General features: G+C 61.6%; 19 protein-coding genes. 9 read left to right on the top strand and 10 right to left on the bottom strand.

The window, feature by feature from the left end; all coding sequences use genetic code 11:
• Positions 1-105 precede the first annotated feature (105 nt).
• The gene (locus tag AC3A43_RS16980; RefSeq protein WP_487793716.1) at positions 106-519 is read left to right on the top strand and encodes a hypothetical protein; all 414 of its coding nucleotides are present in this window, start codon (positions 106-108) and stop codon (positions 517-519) included.
• Positions 520-699: 180 nt separating this feature from the next.
• Here the strand turns inward: AC3A43_RS16980 and AC3A43_RS16975 are convergent, their stop codons facing one another.
• Both AC3A43_RS16975 and AC3A43_RS16970 read right to left on the bottom strand, forming a co-directional pair.
• Positions 700-1,476: a LytR/AlgR family response regulator transcription factor gene (locus AC3A43_RS16975; RefSeq protein WP_487793715.1), complete on the bottom strand. Its 777-nt coding sequence runs from the start codon at positions 1,474-1,476 to the stop codon at positions 700-702.
• Complete coding sequence (locus AC3A43_RS16970; RefSeq protein ID WP_487793714.1) at positions 1,476-2,585, bottom strand: sensor histidine kinase; 1,110 nt, start codon at positions 2,583-2,585, stop codon at positions 1,476-1,478. Before AC3A43_RS16970 ends, AC3A43_RS16975 begins: the two co-directional genes overlap by 1 nt.
• A 108-nt stretch (positions 2,586-2,693) precedes the next feature.
• Here AC3A43_RS16970 and AC3A43_RS16965 point away from each other — a divergent pair, with 108 nt between their 5' ends.
• Positions 2,694-3,125: a response regulator transcription factor gene (locus tag AC3A43_RS16965; RefSeq protein WP_487793713.1), complete on the top strand. Its 432-nt coding sequence runs from the start codon at positions 2,694-2,696 to the stop codon at positions 3,123-3,125.
• Positions 3,126-3,299: 174 nt separating this feature from the next.
• Here the strand turns inward: AC3A43_RS16965 and AC3A43_RS16960 are convergent, their stop codons facing one another.
• The gene (locus AC3A43_RS16960; protein WP_487793712.1) at positions 3,300-3,827 is read right to left on the bottom strand and encodes a hypothetical protein; all 528 of its coding nucleotides are present in this window, start codon (positions 3,825-3,827) and stop codon (positions 3,300-3,302) included.
• A gap of 43 nt (positions 3,828-3,870) precedes the next feature.
• A complete protein-coding gene (locus tag AC3A43_RS16955; RefSeq protein WP_487793711.1) occupies positions 3,871-4,524 on the bottom strand; it encodes an ankyrin repeat domain-containing protein in 654 nt (217 codons plus the stop codon).
• 142 nt (positions 4,525-4,666) lie between these two features.
• On the opposite strand from AC3A43_RS16955, the gene AC3A43_RS16950 reads away from it, so the two are divergent.
• From AC3A43_RS16950 to AC3A43_RS16940, 3 genes are all read left to right on the top strand, one after another.
• Positions 4,667-5,086, top strand: a complete 420-nt coding sequence (locus AC3A43_RS16950; RefSeq protein WP_487793710.1) for a DoxX family protein — start codon at positions 4,667-4,669, stop codon at positions 5,084-5,086.
• A gap of 419 nt (positions 5,087-5,505) precedes the next feature.
• Positions 5,506-6,438, top strand: a complete 933-nt coding sequence (locus tag AC3A43_RS16945; protein WP_487793709.1) for a tetratricopeptide repeat protein — start codon at positions 5,506-5,508, stop codon at positions 6,436-6,438.
• Positions 6,439-6,564: 126 nt separating this feature from the next.
• Complete coding sequence (locus tag AC3A43_RS16940) at positions 6,565-7,140, top strand: TetR/AcrR family transcriptional regulator (RefSeq protein ID WP_487793708.1); 576 nt, start codon at positions 6,565-6,567, stop codon at positions 7,138-7,140.
• On the opposite strand, the gene AC3A43_RS16935 is transcribed toward AC3A43_RS16940, so the two are convergent.
• From AC3A43_RS16935 to AC3A43_RS16915, 5 genes are all read right to left on the bottom strand, one after another.
• Positions 7,102-7,530: a hypothetical protein gene (locus AC3A43_RS16935; protein WP_487793707.1), complete on the bottom strand. Its 429-nt coding sequence runs from the start codon at positions 7,528-7,530 to the stop codon at positions 7,102-7,104. The two genes, AC3A43_RS16940 and AC3A43_RS16935, sit on opposite strands and share 39 nt — an antisense overlap.
• A 178-nt stretch (positions 7,531-7,708) precedes the next feature.
• Positions 7,709-9,856 carry a catalase gene (locus AC3A43_RS16930; protein WP_487793706.1) on the bottom strand — a complete coding sequence of 716 codons (2,148 nt, stop codon included), beginning with the start codon at positions 9,854-9,856 and terminating at the stop codon, positions 7,709-7,711.
• A gap of 484 nt (positions 9,857-10,340) precedes the next feature.
• Positions 10,341-12,815: an ABC transporter permease gene (locus AC3A43_RS16925; RefSeq protein WP_487793705.1), complete on the bottom strand. Its 2,475-nt coding sequence runs from the start codon at positions 12,813-12,815 to the stop codon at positions 10,341-10,343.
• Entirely contained in the window at positions 12,812-13,471 is a 660-nt protein-coding gene (locus AC3A43_RS16920; protein ID WP_487793704.1) for an ABC transporter ATP-binding protein, read from the bottom strand. Before AC3A43_RS16920 ends, AC3A43_RS16925 begins: the two co-directional genes overlap by 4 nt.
• A gap of 219 nt (positions 13,472-13,690) precedes the next feature.
• The gene (locus tag AC3A43_RS16915) at positions 13,691-14,713 is read right to left on the bottom strand and encodes a type 1 glutamine amidotransferase domain-containing protein (RefSeq protein WP_487793703.1); all 1,023 of its coding nucleotides are present in this window, start codon (positions 14,711-14,713) and stop codon (positions 13,691-13,693) included.
• A 155-nt stretch (positions 14,714-14,868) separates the two neighbouring features.
• Between AC3A43_RS16915 and AC3A43_RS16910 the strand changes: the two genes are divergently transcribed.
• From AC3A43_RS16910 to AC3A43_RS16895, 4 genes are all read left to right on the top strand, one after another.
• Positions 14,869-15,555 carry a response regulator transcription factor gene (locus tag AC3A43_RS16910; protein WP_487793702.1) on the top strand — a complete coding sequence of 229 codons (687 nt, stop codon included), beginning with the start codon at positions 14,869-14,871 and terminating at the stop codon, positions 15,553-15,555.
• Positions 15,552-16,835: a sensor histidine kinase gene (locus tag AC3A43_RS16905; protein ID WP_487793701.1), complete on the top strand. Its 1,284-nt coding sequence runs from the start codon at positions 15,552-15,554 to the stop codon at positions 16,833-16,835. The genes AC3A43_RS16910 and AC3A43_RS16905 overlap by 4 nt, the downstream gene beginning before the upstream one ends.
• Positions 16,836-17,000: 165 nt before the next feature.
• Entirely contained in the window at positions 17,001-17,807 is an 807-nt protein-coding gene (locus AC3A43_RS16900; RefSeq protein WP_487793700.1) for a TonB-dependent receptor plug domain-containing protein, read from the top strand.
• 27 nt (positions 17,808-17,834) lie between these two features.
• Entirely contained in the window at positions 17,835-18,665 is an 831-nt protein-coding gene (locus AC3A43_RS16895) for a 23S rRNA (adenine(2030)-N(6))-methyltransferase RlmJ (protein ID WP_487793699.1), read from the top strand.
• Between the two features lie 127 nt (positions 18,666-18,792).
• Here the strand turns inward: AC3A43_RS16895 and AC3A43_RS16890 are convergent, their stop codons facing one another.
• The gene (locus AC3A43_RS16890; protein WP_487793698.1) at positions 18,793-19,113 is read right to left on the bottom strand and encodes a hypothetical protein; all 321 of its coding nucleotides are present in this window, start codon (positions 19,111-19,113) and stop codon (positions 18,793-18,795) included.
• Positions 19,114-19,307 lie beyond the last annotated feature (194 nt).

Here is a 19,307-nt window from a genome sequence, read left to right as displayed (position 1 = left end):
GTCCGCTTTATGGTTAGCGGAGAGCAAACCAGTGCTTAACTCCATATTAGATGTGGGGGGATAAATAATCATCCGAAGCTTTGCCAAAGGGCAGAAAGGTTGCGGATGATCAGGAAATTCTCGCTCGGGATGGCAGCTGTTGTACTGGCGGTTGCGCCGACGGCTGCGATGGCGGCTACCTATGGCTTTAACCTCAGCCTGATGGTTCCCGTGCACTGCACGGTCCAGCATCAGCCGACCGGATTCGGCGCGATCAGTGGCAATGCGGTGTCGCTCGGTACGTTCCGCGAATATTGCAATGCCCCGACGGGCTATGACCTCGTCATCAACTATGCCCCCGGATCGATGGAGGGGGCCCGCGTGATCGCCGGAAACGATGAAATTGTGCTGAACGGCTCGGGGCGCGCGGTTCTCAGTCGTTCCACGGGTCCCCGGATAATGGAACGGATGATAGCAGCGGTTCCTGGCGAAAACGGATTTGATACCGATCGCCTCGAACTGACAATTGTCCCGAGCTGACAACAGCAGCGGCACACTTACGGGCGAGGGCCGCGCGGAAATCCGTGAGGGCCTTCCGGGTTCGACTTCCCGACGATGCCCCGACCAAGAGTTCTCCCGATCGTAGCACGATGTTCGACACGCCCCTCGCCGCACGATTGGGCGAAAGCGACCTGACGCCACCTCTCGGCCGGGTTCGGATCAGATGCGGCCGAGGAGGCGCGCCCGAATGGCAGCGGTGTAGGTTCGCCCGATCCGGAGTTCAGTGCCATCGGCGAGGACGGCGATCAGCGCGTGGAACGGCCCGGCCTTTACCCGCTCGACCGCATCGATGCGCACCATCGTGCTTCGATGAATCCGTACGAATGCATCGCGTGGCAGCAATCGTTCGAGCGCAGCGAGATTCTCGTGATAGAGAAAGCCCTGACCGTCGGCATGAATGCGGACATAGTCGCGATCGGCGCTGACATGCGAAATCGCATCGGGACGGATCCGCACATAGTCCCCGCCCGAACGGACCCAGATTTCCGGATGGCCCGCCCCCGAGCCCTCGGCCGCACGCAGATTGGCAATGACTTCTTCGAGTTCGCGGACACGATCCGAACTCGCAAGCCGTTCGGCGGCGGCGCGGGCCCGTTCCATCGCCATCTGGAAGCGCCCTGGCTCGATCGGCTTGGTGACATAGTCGACCGCATTGGCGTCGAAGGCCCTCAGCGCCTGGTCGTTGAAGGCGGTCACGAAGATTACAGCCGGAGCGGGGTCGGCGAAGTGGTCGAGCAGTTCGAACCCGCTGCCACCCGGCATCCGGATATCGAGCAGGACGATATGACAGACGAAGCTCGCGATACGACGAGCCGCCTCGGCGACATTTCCTGCCTCCTCCACCTTGCCGACCCAAGGAAGCTGCTGGGCCAGCCGCACCGCCCGTCGACGCGCGAGTGGTTCGTCGTCGACGACAAGAATGTTCAGCCGGTCCATCAAACCGACCAGGGCAAGCGGATCTCGGCCCGGAAGTGACGGTCGGTCCGCCGGGCGTCGAAGGACGCATCGTTTCCGAAACGTGCCGAAAGTCGCTGCGCGACATTACGGAGACCGATCGGGTTTTCGTCGGGCGGCCGGGACCTGGCCGCGGCGCCAAGATCATTTTCCACGAGGAGGGCCAGTTGTCCATTGCCGCGCCACGCCGAGATGCGGATGGCGACTTTCCCGGTGCTCGGCTCCAGTCCATGCTTGACCGCATTCTCGATCAGCGGCTGCAGGATCAGGTTGGGAACAAACGCGACGAGCGCTTCTTCTTCGACATCGATCGTGAATTGCATGCGATCGGGAAAGCGTTCGCGTTCGATTTCGAGATAATCTTCCTGGAGTTGCAGTTCTTCTGCCAGCCTGACGTCCTTCAACGGATCGAGGTCGAGGGTCTGGCGAAGAAAGGCGGATAGCGACAGCATCATTCGCTGCGCGCGCACCGATGCCCCCTCCTCCATCAGCCCGACAGCCGAATTGATCGTGTTGAAAAGAAAATGCGGCTGGATCTGGTAACGCAGGGCGCGCATCTGCGCGGTCACCGCCTCCTCGCGAGCGATCGCAAGCCGGCGCTCGCGATCGCGTATTTCATCATTATAGATCAGGGCGATGTATAAGCACGACCAGCCAAAGAACATCGCGGTGCTCGAAATCATCGTATAGCCATAGACGATGCTGTCGAATTTACAGCTGCCGGGCGGCGCCATCCAGAGGCAGATGAGGATGTCGGCACCGCAATAGATCGCGGCAGCCACGACCGAAAAGGCGAACGCGATCGCGACCTTTATCAGCAACGACGCCGCCCGGAGCCGGAACAGCAGGATGGTGACGACGAGGGTAAGCATTGCACCGAAGAGGTTCAGAATGACCTTGCCGAGCGCCGAGGCCAGCGGATCGACACCCGCAAGGCTCCACAAAAAGCTGTCGGTGACGAGGACGCACAGCCAGAAGACGGCGGCGAGTTTAAGGGTCGTTGCCGAAAATGCTCGCAATACCGGCGGCGCCGAATCCGCGGTCGGCGCGGCCGTCGCGTGCGATCTGTTCTCATCATCGACATTCGTCATCGTTCGCAAGCCATTCGCAGAAAAACCCGCCCGTTCGAGACTGCTCACACGCCAGCCATCATTTACCCTCTAACGCTTCGATTTCTGGCGGATAGCCTCGTACGCGCCATGAATCAGATGAACCCGCCACTTTCCGAACGATCGCTTCCCGGCATGATCGTCCCTCCCCACCGCGGCCACCGCGCGGCAGCGAATGAAAGCCTCTTCGTCGTCCGAATCTCGCAATTTCGCAATGACGAAGCAGCGTCGCGGATCCGATCGGCCTTTCCCGGCGCATCGATCGTCAGCATCTTTCCCATCCGCGAAGGGGCGTTGCCGGATCGAACCGGGAAAATCGACGTCGGCGCAAGCGGCCGCGCTGCCCTCACCGACCGCCAGCAGGACGTGCTTGCGCTTCTGGTACAGGGTCTGTCCAACAAGGAAATCGGTCGCCAGCTTCACCTGTCCCACTTCACCGTGCGCAACCATGTCTCGAACATATTGCGCCTTCTCGATTTTCATTGCCGTCGCGACATGCGCGAGGCGCTCGCCGAACGATAGCGTCGCCAAGCGCGCCGAGCGCTGGCGCCGCGAACCCGCCATAGCGCCATGGGAAACCGGCTGCGCGTATATTCATGAACCGGTACAGAAGAAGAAGGCGCCTACGCTGGCAGCTCGTGCGGGACAACCGCAGCGACCAGCGTTTTTGATGAGCTCCCATCCACATAGCGCAAATCATCGCTGTCGCGGCCCGCAGGTGATGATCCGTTCGAACCGCGTGTCGGCGTCCCATCGCCCCGTCCTCGCCCAGAAAAGGATCAGACTGTTCGCCTCGTCGAGCGCCATGAGGGTCGTCTCGCCGGGATCGGCGATGCATCCCTGATCGAGATGGAGCGTCACACTCTGGTCCCCGCGGGTCCAGCTGAGCTTGCCCGTCGCGCGATCGTCGATGCTCTCGCGGCAGCGCGTTTCGCGCCGGGTCTCGAGCGGAGCAAGCAAGGTCGCAATTTTGCGAAAGCCTGCCGGGCTGACAGACAGCACGATATCGACGTCTTTGCGCGCCCGCGCCTTGCTCTGATAGCGGCCTTCACCGCCCGGCCGGAGATACCAATGCACCAGCCCGTCGCCGTTCGGACCGGTCTCCGAATAGGCAATCATATCCGCCGCGTCGGACGTTTCGGCCCTTCCGGTCGGGTCGGACGTCTGGCCCGATGCGGGCCCCGCCGTCATCAGCGCAAGGAAAAACACCGCAAGATATCGCACCCCGTAACCTCCTTCGTCATCGATTCCACGGCCCGCACCGGCTCTATGGGGTTCGCCGTTCGATCGCGATTCCGTGCCGCGTCAGCCAGTCCTCCACTCGTTTCAGTTCCCGGCGCGTTTCGGCATTGAGCAGCCGATCGGGAGCCATGAAGAGATAGGGCTGGAAAGTCTGGCTCTGCCGGTTCCGCGCCCCGGCCGGAGCCCCCGCTTCGAGAAGGGCGAGCAAATAACGGGGCTCGTGGATCTGCGCCGCAACGTGAAGGGGGCCATTGTCCATCGCATCGCCGCGCGCCAGGTCGGCCCCGGCCGCGATCAACATCCGGACCTGCGCATCGCGTTCCGCAAACATCGCGGTGACGAGAAGCGTACGCCCCGTCAGCTCGTTCACCAACTCGCGGTCGTAGCCGCGCCGAAGCAGCAATTCGAGATAAGCCGGATCGCACGCCGCCGCCGCCCAGTGAAGCGCCGTATCGCCGGCCTCATCGCGAAAAAGCGGGTCGAAGCCGCCGTCGATCATGGAACCGAGCTTCGCGGCCGTCACCGAGGACAGGTCCCAGTGCGGAGCGGCATAACTCCGGACCTCGACCGCAGGACGGACAACAGGACTGCGCGCATAGCCGCAAACGGAGAGCGAAACCGCGGCGACCGCAAGGCCTGCCCCGGCCCATGCCTGCAGCCCCCGCCGATGTCTCGCCATATTCATGTCTCTCAAATAGCCTGCGGATGCACCGTACAACCATCGTATTTCGCCGACCAAAGCAATTGGCGGCGATGAACCGGTGCACTCGCTCCCTTGCGTCAGCGGGTCTCGCCATGGTCATAACTTCGGGATGACCGACATGACATCCCGCGGCGCCGTCCGGCGCCCGCTTCTGCCGCCGATGCTCTGGCTGACCCGTATCGCCGTGGCGGGCTTTTTCACCGCCCATGCTGTAACCCGCATCGTTCTGGGCACCATCCCGCAATTCACCCTGTTTATGGACTCGCAGGGCTTTCCCGCTCCCGAGGCCTGGGTCTGGGCGATTACCGTCACCGAGATTGTCGCGGGCGTCCTGCTCGTCGCGGGACGGCAGGTGCGTATCGCGGCGGGCGCCCTCCTTGCCATCGCGGCGGTTGGCATCCTTCTCATCCACCGGCATTTCGGCTGGTTCGTCGGCGAGCACGGCACGGGCGGGAGCGAATACAGCGTCGCTCTGATCGTCCTTCTGCTGATCGTCATCGCCGACGACCATGACCGCCGACCTGCCTTCCAGCCATAAGCGCACCGGCCCGGCATCCCGACCTTCCGCTCTTTCAGTCCCGCGGGTCGCCGCGGGCGCCGATGTCCCAGTACACCGCATCGGCTTGTCCGCTCCGATCGCGGACGGCACGGTGACGAGGCAGGCAGCGTTCCGGGTCGCGGCGCGTGCTGCATCTAACGCGACGGAACCGACGGTCGCCGGTTCCGTCGCAAATCCAGGACGTGGCGCCAATCACCCCCGGCGTCATCTCCTGAATTCAAAGGTGCGCCGGCGCGCGTTATTCTCCGCGATTTCGAACCACATCGCGGAGGCATGACCACATTTCCCAAAAGGCGCCGGCGCACCCCAAAAAACTAATACTCGCGCGAGCCCCACAGCGGCCACAAGGCGCTGCTGCTATCCATGGGCGGCGAGGACGAAACGAGGATCGGCAAAGCATGAATGTTTCTACCTCGCGCCACGCTCGCCACCGGCGCTGGCCGTCGGCGCGACTGTTCGGGGGCGCGGCCGCGATCGGTTTTGCCGCAGCGGCTGTCCCGACTGGCGCCCAGACGATAGACAAGGAAAAAAGCATCTGCCTCGAACACGACGAGACCGAGCAGCCCGACCGGATCATCCTTGCCTGCACGTCGGTAATCGCCTTTCGCACCCTGCGCGACGCCGACCGCTCGCTAGCCTTCTTTCGGCGCGCCGAAGCCAATCTCACCAAGCGCCGACTCACGCTCGCTCTGGCCGACTATGATGCGGCAATCGCGATTGCGCCCGGCATGGCGGATGCCCATTTCGGCCGCGGCGTCGTCCATATGGGAATGTCGGTGCCCGGCGAACCCGCACTCGCCGATTTCGACGCGGCGATCCGGCTCGACCCCCGTCATGACCGCGCCTTCAACAACCGTTCGCTGATCCAGCCTGACGAAGAAAAGGCGCTCGCCGACATCAGCGAAGCGATCCGGATTGCACCTCGGGCGACCTATTATAACAATCGGGCGCATATCCTCACGCGGCGAGGCGACCACAAGGGCGCGCTTTCCGACTACAGCCGGGCGGTCGAGCTGGATCCCTCCGAATCCAGCTATCGCAGCAAGCGTGGCGACACGTTGATCGAGCTTGGTGCCGTGAAAAAGGCAATCGCCGACTATACGGTTGCCATCGCCCTTGCCCCGAAAATTCCGCGCAACCATTCGGGCCGCGCCGCCGCCTATGAGCGGATCGGCGCGCATACGAAGGCGCTCGCCGATGTACGCGAAGCCCTCCGGCTCTTTCCCGGCGACTGGCAGGCGCGCGATCTGCTTTGCAAACTCGTTCCTTCGGCGCAGCGAACCACGGACGAGCAGCGCACCTGTCCCACTGTTCCGTCCGGACACCCCTGATCTGGCGGGCAGTTCCCGGATCGCAATCTAGCAGCCTGAACGACGGGCAGGATCAGCACCGGCGATCGGTTCGGCGACGGTGACGGCGGATTTGATTTTGCCTGCGGTTGATGCCACGAAGCCAGCGTGAAACGGGGCGAACATCATGGCGCACTGCGCGAAGCGCTGATCGAAGCGGCGCTCGCGCTCCTCGACGCGAAGGGAAGCGAAGCCGTCACGATCCGCGCGGTCGCGCGGTCGGCGCAGGTCTCGCACGCCGCGCCGGCCAATCATTTCGTCGACCGGCGCGCCCTATTGACGGGCATTGCCATCGACTGCTTCGAAACGCTTCTGGCGGAACTTCTCCGTGCCAGATCCGCCAGCGGCTCGGCGCGCGCGCGTATCGACGCGTCGATCGACGCCTATCTCGCTTATGCCCTCCGGCATCCGCATCGCTATCGGCTCATGTGGCGGATGGACATGCTCGACCAGGAGGACGGGCGACTGACCGCACTCGTCGACCGCCTCTATGCAGATCTCGAAGAGGATGTGCAGGCGCTCGGCCCGACGATGTCGGGACGTTCGACTATGATCGTCATTGCGCTGGGCTCGGTCATCCACGGCTATGCGTCGATGCGGATCGATGGAAATTTCTCGGCTGCCACCGACGAGATCAGCGGCAAGTCAAGACATCAGGCGATCGTCGACGCGCTCCTGCGCTGACCGGCCCCGCGTCGCCCACAGAATGGAGAGCAGGCCCGCACTGGCAAGCACCATGATCGCGACGGCCGAATTGACGCCCGCGACGACCAGCTCGCTGCCGTCGCTGTGCCGCATCGTGCCGCCGTAGAGTGGCGCCAGCAAAAAAGAGAAGAGAAAGCTCCCGGTCAGGACGAGCCCTATCACCGACGCGAGCCGAACACGGCCGGCTCCCCAGGCGAGCCACAGGCAGAGAAGGGACAAACCACTGTTTGCAGCAAGTTGCCAGACCTCGTGCAAACGCGCGTGGCCCGGCCAGTCGGGATTGAAGACATGCGTGGGTCCGATTTCCAGGATGGGCGTAAGCAGGCCCGCCGGAACGAGACACACGGTGAGAAGAAGGGGTAGACGCATGGGGCAACTCCGCAATTGACACTGTCAATTACGACTATCTGATAGACAGTGTCAATCGTATATGCCGATTCGTTGCTGTCGGGTCGGCGGCGGTTCGCTAGCGCAGCGCGTTGGCCCACTGCACGGTTCTGAGATCGCGATGATGGGTAGCCGATGCCGGGTGCACCACGGGAAGCGATCAGGCAAGATCGCGCACCTTGGCTTCACGCGCCCAATGACGCCGTGTGCCCACGCTTTCGAACTTGTCGATCGCAACGATACCGCCGTCCTTTTCGATCCCTGCCTTGTCGAGCAGCAGCTGCGTCGCCTCGTCATGGGCGATTGTCTTGCAATGCCCATAGGCGTCCATGAACCACTGGACAGCGGCGCCTTGCGACGACAGCGCCATGGCCTGTTCGTCAGTCAGGATCGACGCGACGGCATCGAACAGCACCGACGGCGAGCCCGCCAGCTGGCCGTCGGCCTTGAGGGTGCCGCCCTTGACCTTGATCCCCCCGACCTTGGGCGCGACGAGGAAGACCGTGCCACCGGCACTTTCGATACCGCCTTTCAGCTTGTCGATCGCGGCCTTGTCCGAACCTTCGGAGAAAAGGATCGCGACCTTGCGGCCTTCCATCATGTCGTCGGCATTCTTCTGGATCGACAATGCGTCGGAGGGTTTGAGATCGACCGGCGCACGAGCCGCCTTTTCCTTCGCAGGCAGGTCGATCGCAAGGCCCGCGGCCACGCGCTTCGCCAGATCCTCATCAATGTTGCGAAGCTGGCCAACCACGCGCGCGCGGACATGGTCGAGCGTCACCTTCGAGAGTTCGAACACCAGCGCCGAGGCGATATGCGCCTGCTCATTCCCGGTTTGCGACAAGTAGAAGAGTCGCGCCTGGCTGAAATGGTCGGCGAAAAGCTCGGCGCGAACGCGCAGCTTCTGCGCGGGATCGTTGCGCTCGTCGTTGGTCGCAAATGTCGTGAAGCCCGTCGCGGCGCTCGCGCGCGGTCCGCCATTCTCGCCCGCCTCGGCAAGACTGTTGGGCTCGTAATTGGCGCGCCCTGTAGGAACGAGCGTCTGCATCATCCCGTCGCGCTGAAAATTGTGGAACGGGCATTTGGGAGCGTTGATCGGAATCTGGTGGAAATTGGTCGTGCCGAGCCGCGATTTTTGCGTGTCGAGATAAGAGAAGAGCCGACCCTGCAGCAGCGGATCGTTGCTGAAATCGATGCCGGGTATGATGTTCGACGGCAGGAAAGCGACTTGCTCGGTCTCCGCGAAGAAATTGTCGACGTTGCGGTTGAGAGTCATCCGCCCGACGATCTCGACGGGGATATCCTCTTCGGGGATCAACTTCGTCGCGTCGAGCACATCATAGGGCTGCTTTTTGGCGAACCCCTCGTCGAACACCTGGACGCCGAGATCCCAGGCCGGGAAGTCGCCGGCATCGATCGCCTCGAACAGGTCACGGCGATGGAAGTCGGGATCGGCGCCGGCGATCTTGACTGCTTCGTCCCATGTCGTCGACTGGATGCCGAGCACGGGCTTCCAGTGGAATTTGACGAACTTGTCCTCGCCCTTTTCATTGACGAACCGGAAGGTGTGAACGCCGAAACCCTCGATCATGCGCAGGCTGCGTGGAATCGTGCGGTCGGACATCGCCCACATGATCATATGCATTGCCTCGGGCATCAGGCCGATGAAGTCCCAGAAGGTGTCGTGCGCGCTGGCGGCCTGCGGATAGCCACGGTCGGCCTCCATCTTCACCGCGTGGACGAGGTCGGGGAATTTCATCGCATCCTGGATGAAGAAGACCGGGATATTGTTGCCGACAAGATCCCAGTTGCCGCTTTCGGTATAGAGCTTGACCGCGAACCCGCGCACGTCGCGCGGGGTATCGACCGAGCCGGCGCCGCCGGCGACGGTCGAGAAGCGGACAAACACCGGACAGGTTGCGCCCGCCTTCTGCAAGATCGACGCCTTGGTCAGCGCAGGTATCGCCTTGGTGCATTCGAACACGCCATGCGCACCCGAACCGCGGGCGTGGACGATCCGCTCGGGGATGCGTTCGTGGTCGAAGTGAAAGATCTTCTCGCGGAGGACAAAATCCTCAAGCAGCGTCGGCCCGCGCTCGCCAGCGCGGAGCGAATTCTGATTGTCGGAGATACGATGGCCGAAATTGTCGGTGAGATAGCCCGCGGCATCCGCGACCTCATCTCCGACTTCCTGGTGCAGTTCATCGCCATTACCCCGCCGTTCGGTCGACGCGATACGCCCCTGCCCCGGCTGATGGTCGCGAAGGGCGTGATCTGTCGCGGGAGACGGCGTGGGCTTTTTGGCCATGATCGATTCCTTGGGTCGGAGGAAGTATGAGTCCTCAACCCGCCGCTCGCCGCTAAGTTTCGCCTGGCGCCCCAAGTCGTCTCATTTCTGGTCGACCATTACATGCCCGTCCTGTGGGGCGCGGGCCCTCCCAGCACCGCGTCCGCTTCATCGATGACAACCATCGGCATCAGTTGATTGCCTGCCGGGAGCAAGGCAAGAATGATGTTCATGATGCAATCTCCCGGGAAATCGGATTGTGCCTGGTCGTACGGAGTATCGGCCCAGGCATCGGGCTGCGTCGCGACCGCACCGCGCAGGAAGAGCGAAGCCCGGCCAGAGACCCCGGTGCAGATATCTTGTCACAGAGCTCGGGTATCCGCTTCGATCTTGAAGCGCCATCTGTCATCGCCAGTCGGTGGCGGGGACCACGCAAAAAGGGCGGCAGATCAAGTCAGAGCATAGAAGCCGATTTGCCCCACACATGCGCACAAGAAGTTCAAGTCTAAGTCGCCATCAGGTTCCGAACCGAGACTTTGAGGCTCTGACGGCAGGCCAGGTAGCCTACAAGGCACACAGTCGCCACCATGGCAAAGACCATCCCAGCCGCCCAAAGAATGTCCGGATTGTAGGTCAGATTGAACTGGGCCTGGTAGATTAGTAATCCCGCGCTCCAAGTACCCGCGATAGCGCCAGTGGCGGCGATCAGGGCCGTAACGCTCCAATCATAGAAATTGAGCTTCAGGCAATCCCTCTCCCTAAGCCCCATGCTCATCAGCAGACCATTTTTCTGGCGGTCATCGGCGCTGAAGCCGCTCACCGACGCAGCGAGCACAAAGAGCGCCAGTAACAGCACCATGGCCGCATAGCCGCTCGTTACTTTCGTCACGATCCCGAGCGTCCGGTCAAACCGTTCGGTCAGTTCCTGAAGCGGGACAAGCGAGAGGGTGGGGTGTCGTTGCCACAGGCCAGCCAGCGCATCCCACGCCGGTTCGGGCAATTCCATGCTGCCCATGTAGCGGGTCGGGGCGTCGATATGCGCTCTGGCCGCCAACGGCACCTGGAACCAGAAGGTGATCGACTCGCCGCCCGGTTTGTACGCGTGGCTTGCCACCAGCGTGAAGTCGTAGGGATTGCCGCCGATCTGATAAGTGAGCGTGTCGCCATAGCTGAACCCCATGTCTGTCATGACTTCGGGTTCGGCGGAAATCTGGCGCCAGTTGTCCGTGCCGGCCGGCCACCAGTTGCCGCCGACGAGACGGTTGTTTTTGGGCATGGCGTCGGTCCAGCTCAGCCGGATCGGATCTTTGAGTGTGGCGAGTGTGTCGCTGGGTTTCTGGATGTCTGAAAGCGCTTTGCCGTTCACGGCAATAAGCTGTGCAGACATAAACGGGCGCAGGGAGCGTATGCTGCTGCCCGTCTCCCCCGCCCAACGACGGATCGCGTCAACCTGGTCGGTCTGGGCTTCGGCAATCATGAGATTGCCGTCATGGCTACGGCCATAGCCTTCCATCGTCGTGCCCAGGTCACGCATCAGCATCAGCGAGAATAGCAGGAGAAGCCCGCACAATCCGAGGCCCATCACCTGCGCCGATTTGGCAAACAGGCGCTGCCGCATCATAAAAAATGCGAAGGGCAGCAGGCCGGCGCGTCGGCGGCCCCAAACATCTCCCACGCGGATGACGGACCAGGTCAGCACCACCATCAGGATGAGCGCTGCAGCGATGGCCGTGAGCGTCATGCCGGTCAGCAGCCAATTGTCCGAATAGGCGGCGGCCAGCAGAGTGACCGACGTGATGCTCCAGAATAGCCGATGCCACACATAGCTGCTTTCGGCCGGATTGCGGATGAGCGAAAGCAATGACGCGCGGGACAGCTGGATGAAGCTGGGAACCTGAAGCGAGAGCAGCAGCAGAAAGAAAAGGCCGATCGTCTTCAAGGCAGGCGCCGCATGCCAACCGGCGCGAAGGCCAGGGAAATATCCCTGCAGTTCGGCGACGATCACGCCGTACGCGAATATGGCCAAGGCGCTGGCGACGGCGATGGACAGAATGAAACCTGCCAGCCATTCGCCCAGCGCCATCAACATGGCGGTGCGCGTGCGGATGCCAAAGCTCGCATAAATCGCCAGCCGATAGCGCATCTTGGCAAGCCACCGGCGATTGGTCATATCGAGCGCGACGGCACCCATGAAAAACAGGATCACCGATGCCAGCCCGAGGAAATTTTCGGTGCGTTGCCAGAAGCTGGCGAGCGGGTGCTGGCCGCCGAATTTCTTGATCACGCTGGCGCCGGGCAAGGTCAGACGCGACCATTTTTCAATCGCCTGTTGCTGGTTCTCATCCGCCGTGACGAGAAAACGCATGCGGCCCTTGCTGCTCTTGATCGATGCGATATCGAGGCTTTTGGCGTACACCATGGCGCGCATGGCCACGCTATGCCCTTCCATAATGCGGTCGGGTTCATGAAACAGGATGGCGCTGAGCCGTAAATCTGTGCCGCCGATGGTGAGATTGTCGCCGACCTGCGTCCCCAGCTTCGTGGCAAGTCGCGAATCGATCCAGATCTCGCCGACCCCCGGGCCTCGGCTGACGGCGCGCTGCGTGGCGACCGGGGTGTCGCCGATCTGAAGATTGCCCTGCAACGGATAGGCCTCATCGACCAGCTTCAGTTGCACGCGGGCCCACTCATTCTTGTGCGTGAGAGTGATGTCGGCCAATTGTGTGACCGACAGGCCCGCCGCCATGGATTTGAATGTGGCTTCATCCCTTTCCGTCAGTGGCGAATGGCTCTCAATCACGAGGTCGGAGCCAAGCATCTGGTCGAGATTGCCGGCCAGATAGTTTTGGATCGACGCGCTGGTGAGCGTCAGCGTCATCAGGAAAAACAGCAGCGCGGTTTGCGTCGCCATGCTGATGCGCCCATCGCCGCCTTTGAGGTCGCGAAAGCTGTTCTCAAGGATCAGTTTGAATCGGTTCATGCCGCGGCCTTCAGCTGTCCGGCGTCGAGAAGCAGGCTTGCGTCGGCACGCATGGCCAATTGTCTGCTGTGGGTCACGATCACCAGGCCGCACCCCGTCTCGCGGGCGCAGTCGAACATCAGCCCGGCCACGCTTTCGGATGTGTGCCTATCGAGATTGCCGGTGGGCTCATCGGCGAAGATAAAGCGCGGCGCGGTAACAAAGGCCCGCGCCACCGCAATCCGCTGTTGTTCACCGCCGCTCAACTGGTGCGGCCGGTGCCGGGCACGATCTTTCAGTCCCACCCTTTCGAGCCAAAGGGCGGCAATGTCGAACGCATCCCGGTTGCCCTTCAGGCGCAGCGGTAACGCCAGATTGCCGATGGCATCGAGCTCCGGCATCAGATGAAATTGCTGGAAAATGAAGCCGGAACTGGCACGCATCGTCAGCGCGTCCACTTGGGCGCCATCGATAGTAAAGCGCACATCGCCGCCCGCAGGGATCTCCAGCCCCGCGGCGATCGACAGCAGGCTGGACTTTCCCGCTCCCGAAGGGCCGATGATGGCCAGCGTTTCGTCCGCCCGGATCGTGCAGGAAAGGCTTTGGAACAGCTCGATCCGTTCGCTGGTCGTATCGAAATGATGGCTGATCCTGTTTAACTCGATGGTATCCGGCATAATCTGCTCCTGTCGATGCTCGCGCCGTCACCGACGGCAATTGGCAAACGAAGGTGAAAGTGGGCGCGCCAACAGTCGCTGAAGCTGCGACGCGAGCGGCCGAAAACGGATGGGAAGAAGCCCGGCTTGCTTCGAGGGGCGCTCGTACCGCGGCGAACGTCAAACATTCGTCAAACGGCAAGCCGCCGGGCGCTCACTCAACACCGGCAAATCATGACATCACTGCATCGTTGCCAGTTTGCTGCGGGCCTCGGCGATTGCGGACGCCAATTCCGGCCTTTTGAAATGCGGCGAGGCCAATTCCATCACTTCCAACGCGTTCGCCAGCGCGTTGCGGTCCGACCCCGCCGATTGGGCCCGGAAGAAACCCCACATGGCAATGAGCGGGACATCGTATAATTTGGGGTCCGCGTTAAACGACGCTCGCGCTTCCGCCTTGTCGCCGCTCAGCATCTGGGAAAGCAGCGCTATGCTCCGTTCATCGCCCCATGGCTGGCGCGGCGCAAGCGGGCGCCCCATCGCCTTGACCACGGCCTCTGCCGCCGCCGCCGTGGACGAGGGGTTTTGTCCGGTCACCAGCCTGCCGTCGGTCACGACATGGCTTAGCATCATCGGTGCCTCGCTGAATTTCGCGCCCGAGCCGCGCAATCCGCTTTCCAGAAGCACGGGAAACGAAGGAGCCCAGCCCTTGCCGAACAGGGCCTCTTCCTCGTTCGAAAACCCGGTTACGGAACGCCCTTCAAGGAATGAAGCGCCGCCTTTGAGCGGCAAATTCATGAACACGGCAGGACCATGGCAAACCGCGCCGATGACCCCGCCAGCCTGATATGTTGCGGCCAGCATCGTTTTCAGATTGGCGTTGATCGGCAAATCGAACATCGCGCCTTTTCCGCCAATGATAAAGATCGCGGCATATTTTTCGTCCCTGACGCTCACGAGGGCGCGGCTGCTGGTCAGTTTCTCAACGGCCTTGGGGTCGGCCAGAAAGCGACTATTATAAGGCTTGGCGGGATTGAATTTGTCGGCCACGACGGTCCCGCCGGACGGACTTGCAATATCAACCTGCAGGCCATTGTCGGTGAAGACGAAATAAGCTTGTGACAGCTCGTCCATTTCAAAACCGGGGCGCGTCTTGCCATCATCCAAGCCATTGCTGCTGATGACGAGCAGCACGCGATCGTTGGCATTCGGCGTAGCATTTACGGGCGCCAAGATAAGCAAACCCAGCACGCTCGTCAGCATCGTTGTTATCCGGAACTGCATCTTCTAACCTTTCGCATGTTTGACAATGCCGGAGCCTGTCGCACGGCGCGCGTCATGCGAATGTAAAGTTCCATTTGACGTTTGTTTGACAATGAGCACGTCAGATTGCGGCGGTGACATCCAGGAAATGCCTTTTGAGCAACAGCTTTGATATATTGCTGGTGGAGGACAATGCGGATCTTGCGGGCAATATTGTCGATTATCTCGAGGCGCTTGGGCATCGGCTGCACTACGCTGCGGATGGAGAGTCCGGATTGCGGGAAGCTCTGGTCAACCCGGTCGACATCATACTTCTCGATCTTGCCTTGCCCAACCGCGATGGATTGAGCGTCTGTGCCGAGATACGCCGCCGCGCAGACCGTCGCGTACCAATATTGATGTTAACCGCGCGCGATACCCTTGATGACAAGCTGGCTGGCTTTGCCAGCGGCGCCGACGATTATCTGGTCAAACCTTTTTCGCTGGCAGAGCTTGCCGCGCGGGTCGTGGCGCTCGCCCAGCGACCCCATTTGGGGCAGCTATATCGTTTTTCGGTCGGCCCCTTGACCATAGACCGGCAGGCTCGCGTGGCAACGAGAGAGGGGCAGCAGCTTCGTTTGACGCCGCTTCTCTGGGAATTGCTCTTGATGCTGGCTGAAGCGTGGCCGCATCCCGTTAGCCGCGGCGAAGCGACGTTGCGGCTATGGGGCGATGAGCCGCCCGCTTCTGATTCCCTCCGCGCGCATTTGCACCTGCTGCGCCAGGTGGTGGACAAACCGTTTCACCTTCCTTTGATCGAAACCGTGCACAGCGTTGGGTTTCGTTTGAAAGTCGAGCAATGACGTCGAGGCGTCATAGCCTGCGGGGGCGGATTGTTCTCACGATCATCGGCAGCGTGATTGCAACCAGCCTTGTCTTTGGTCTCGCGGCCTTTGGCATCGCCTATATAATGGAAGACCGCTTGTTCCAGCGCGCGCTGGAGGACGAAGTTGCGCATCAGAAATCCTCTTGGCAGCGCATCGGAGCGCTCGCGGCTCCAGAGAATTCTGACGTTAGTATTTATCGGGGCAATGAGGCGCTGCCCCCGGACATCCAGAAGGAATTCGCAGAGAATCACGCGCAGACCGAATTTTACGGTCGCGAAGGCCGCCATTATCATATCCGGCGCTTTGAACTGGACGATGGCCGGTCAGACGCTGGGTCGACACGAGCGGTCGCGGTGATTGAAGTCAGCCGAGACTTGCTGGTTCGCCCCTACCGGGATTCGATTATCGTGCTACTCGTCGCGATAGGCCTCTTCATCGCGATCTTTATGGCGGCATTAAGCTGGTGGCTCGTCAACCGGGCAATGAAGCCGCTTAGCGTCCTTGCACAAGACGTTGCCAACGCCGAGTCCGCGATCCCCATCCTTTATGCGACGGATTATCCGGCCAATGAAATCGGGATGCTGGCGGAAGCTTTGGAGCAAGCCTTTGCGCGTATCCGCGGATTTGTTGACAGAGAACGGACATTCACCCGTGATGCCAGTCACGAATTGCGAACGCCGCTCGCCGTGGTTCGCGGTGCAGCAGAGGTCATAGGGCTCAACCGCGATCTTCCGTCACACGTGGCCGAACCGCTGCGTCGTATCGAAACGGCAACCACGGATATGGCACTCGCTCTCGATCAGTTGCTCGCCTTGGCCCGTGAGAGCGAAGGCGTGCTCAAAGAGTCGGTGGCGCTCCGGCCTATGATCGACAAAGCCGTATCGTGGGCGAAAGTGCGTTATCCCAATTGCCTGATCGCGGTCTCGACCAAAGTCGACAACGACGCTGCAGTCTCCGTCCATCCGACCTCGTTACAGCTGGTGCTCAACAATCTGATTGGAAATTGTTTTCAGCATGTTGGGACCGGACAGCTGGCGGTCGACTTCGAAGGCGACTGTCTGTCGATCTCGGACGATGGGCCCGGCTTCCAAGCGGGCATCGACCCGTTCACACCATTTGCGAAGGGTGAGACCAGCAAAGGGAGCGGCCTGGGCCTCGACATTTCCCGGCGTCTTTGCGATGCGGCGGGGATCGGCCTGACTTTTGGCGGGAGCAAGGGTGAGCAAGGCGCACATTTTCGCCTTCAATTTTGCTGACCGTGAAACCAAAGCCCAGCCTGTCGACAAGCGCGCACGGGGGTAGGACCGAGCAAGCAGACGCCCTATCGGAAGCTCTCGGCCGAAGGCACCACGTTTGAAAAGACTTTGGACGAGTTGCGTCAAACGCGCGCCAAACACGACCTGACCGGCAAGTAAGTCCCGGTGAACGAAAAGGCGTATCTACTTGGATTTTCCCATCCTGCCGCTTTTTCCCGCGCTTTCCCCCACTGGACGGGCACAAGCCCGCGGGTTGAACGGTGGAGTCGGACGGTCGGCTTTCGGATAGGGCGGCATCAAAGCAGACATCGGCGCCCCTCGAGTGATGACCAGCCTTCGATCCCACACACGAGCCGTCATCCTTATAGCACCGGTCTCGAGGATTCGCTGCTCAACGTCACGATCGACGGCGCGGCGCAACGCGGTACGCTGTTCCACCATATCGGCCGCTTGACGATCGAGCCCGAAATACTCGAAACCGTCGACGTGCAGGCCGGCCCGGGCAAAGCGACCGCGGGCTTCGGCGCGGTCGGCGGCGCGATCCGCTTTCGTACCCGCAACGCGGTCGACATGCTGAAGGACGGCCGCGACATCGGCGGGATCGCCACGGCGGGCTGCTTCAGCAACGATGGCTATAAACTGAGCGGCACCGTCTATGGCCGCATCGCCGGCGACATCGGCATCCTTGCTTCCGACGTCCATGTGAACCGCGACCCTTACAAGGATGGGGACGGCGTTCGCCAACTGGCGACCGGGCGCTTCGCGGCGATGCCAATCGCATCCGGCTCCTCGATAATCGAACATTCCCATGCGCCCCGGAGGCCTGTGCCTCTGCCTCTGGTGACGATCGCTAACGCGGGCTTGAGGCCTTGTGCAGAATGTTTTGAAGGTTTCGGCCCGACTCTATACGGGCACCGGATTGGTTGCTTCCATCGCCTCGCGCTCGGCTTCCGCACCCAGCCGTTCGTATAAAGGCAGATCGCCGGGATTTTGACTATAATGAATTATCGCCATTCCTTCCACGCTGGCAACAGCGCCGATGTCGTAAAGCACAGCCTGCTGATCGCCCTCGTGCGGGCCTTGCAGCAAAAACCGGGCGCGCTGACCCTGATCGACACCCATGCCGGTTGCGGGCTGTACGACCTTGGCGGCGAGGAAGCGAGGCGCACCGGCGAGGCCACACAGGGCGTGCTGCGGGCCTTCGCCGACCAGAACCCCTTGCTGGACGACTACCGCGCCGCCGTACAGGCGGTGAATGCCGGAGCCGAGCCTCGGTTCTACCCCGGATCGCCGCGATTTCTGGCGCAGCTTCTGCGTCCGCACGATTTTCTGATCCTGAACGAGAAACATCCCGACGACGCCTATGCCCTTCGCGGCGCGATGCGCGACACATCCGCCGCCGTGCATGAGCGCGACGCCTACGAGCTTTGGCTGGCGATGCTGCCGCCCCGCACCGCGCGCGGCGTGGTGGTGGTCGACCCGCCGTACGAGCAGACCGATGAACGCGCACGTATCACTGCCACCCTCGCAGCCGCCCGCCGCAAATGGGCGCATGGTGTGACCGTGGTCTGGTATCCGCTGAAAGACCGCGAGACGCATGTGCGTTGGAAGCAGCAGTTGCGGAAACTCGGCATCCCGAAGTTTCTGGTGGTCGAGCATTGGTTGTACGATCGCGATCAGCCCGACATTTATAACGGCGCGGGCCTTTTCATCGTCAACCCGCCCTACGCCTTCACGCAGGCGCTGCCGCCTCTGCTGGAAGCCCTGCGCGCCGCGCTGGCGCCGGAGGGGCATAGGGGGGAGATCACAACCGATTGGTTGGGCGATTAAAATAGACCCTCACCTTCCCCTTCTTCCAAAGCAGGAATTGCCGCGCTTCAGCTTGTAAACAAATTGGGTCACGCTGAATTTAAAACACGGTTTTCGCGCTGGATGCCAAGGCTCCAGACGATTGCGCTTAGTCGCCGTCGGCATCAACCATGAAGACCGTCGGCTTGCCGCGAGAAGCCGGATCCCATCCTGCCGACAATGCCGCTCGCACCCCTCGCGAGGCTATCGCGTCGTTGATGTGTGAACGCCCTTTCGGCAAACCTTTCAACAGGCGCTTTGGCGTCGGAAATTCTAGCACGGCTTCGCGTGGCATATCTCTCTGGCGCAAGGCGACCCTCATGCCCCTCCAGCCTTCGGAAGAGGACAGTTGGGGCTCGCTCAGGAGTTCCCAGTCATATTTGACACCATCGATTTGAACGGTGCCGCCGCGGCCGTGCATGTGAAGCATAGGAAGCCCTTAGCATATCAGGCGCGGCGCTCCAGTCGCTTCACATCAAAGATCGGCTACCAGAACATTTTAGCGGCCAAGGCAGCCGCTTCGCGGCGACGATTGGCCGGTTGGAGACCGTCCGCTACCGGCGCGAAAATGTCGAAAACGGACATCGCCGGAGCCGACGCTGCCGCGAGAGTTTCGCTCCGGGA

The sequence above is a fragment of the Sphingopyxis sp. Soil_C_28 genome, from assembly GCF_057657055.1.
The sequence above is the reverse complement of the archived record's forward strand: the minus strand, read 5'-3'. Positions and strand labels throughout refer to the sequence as shown.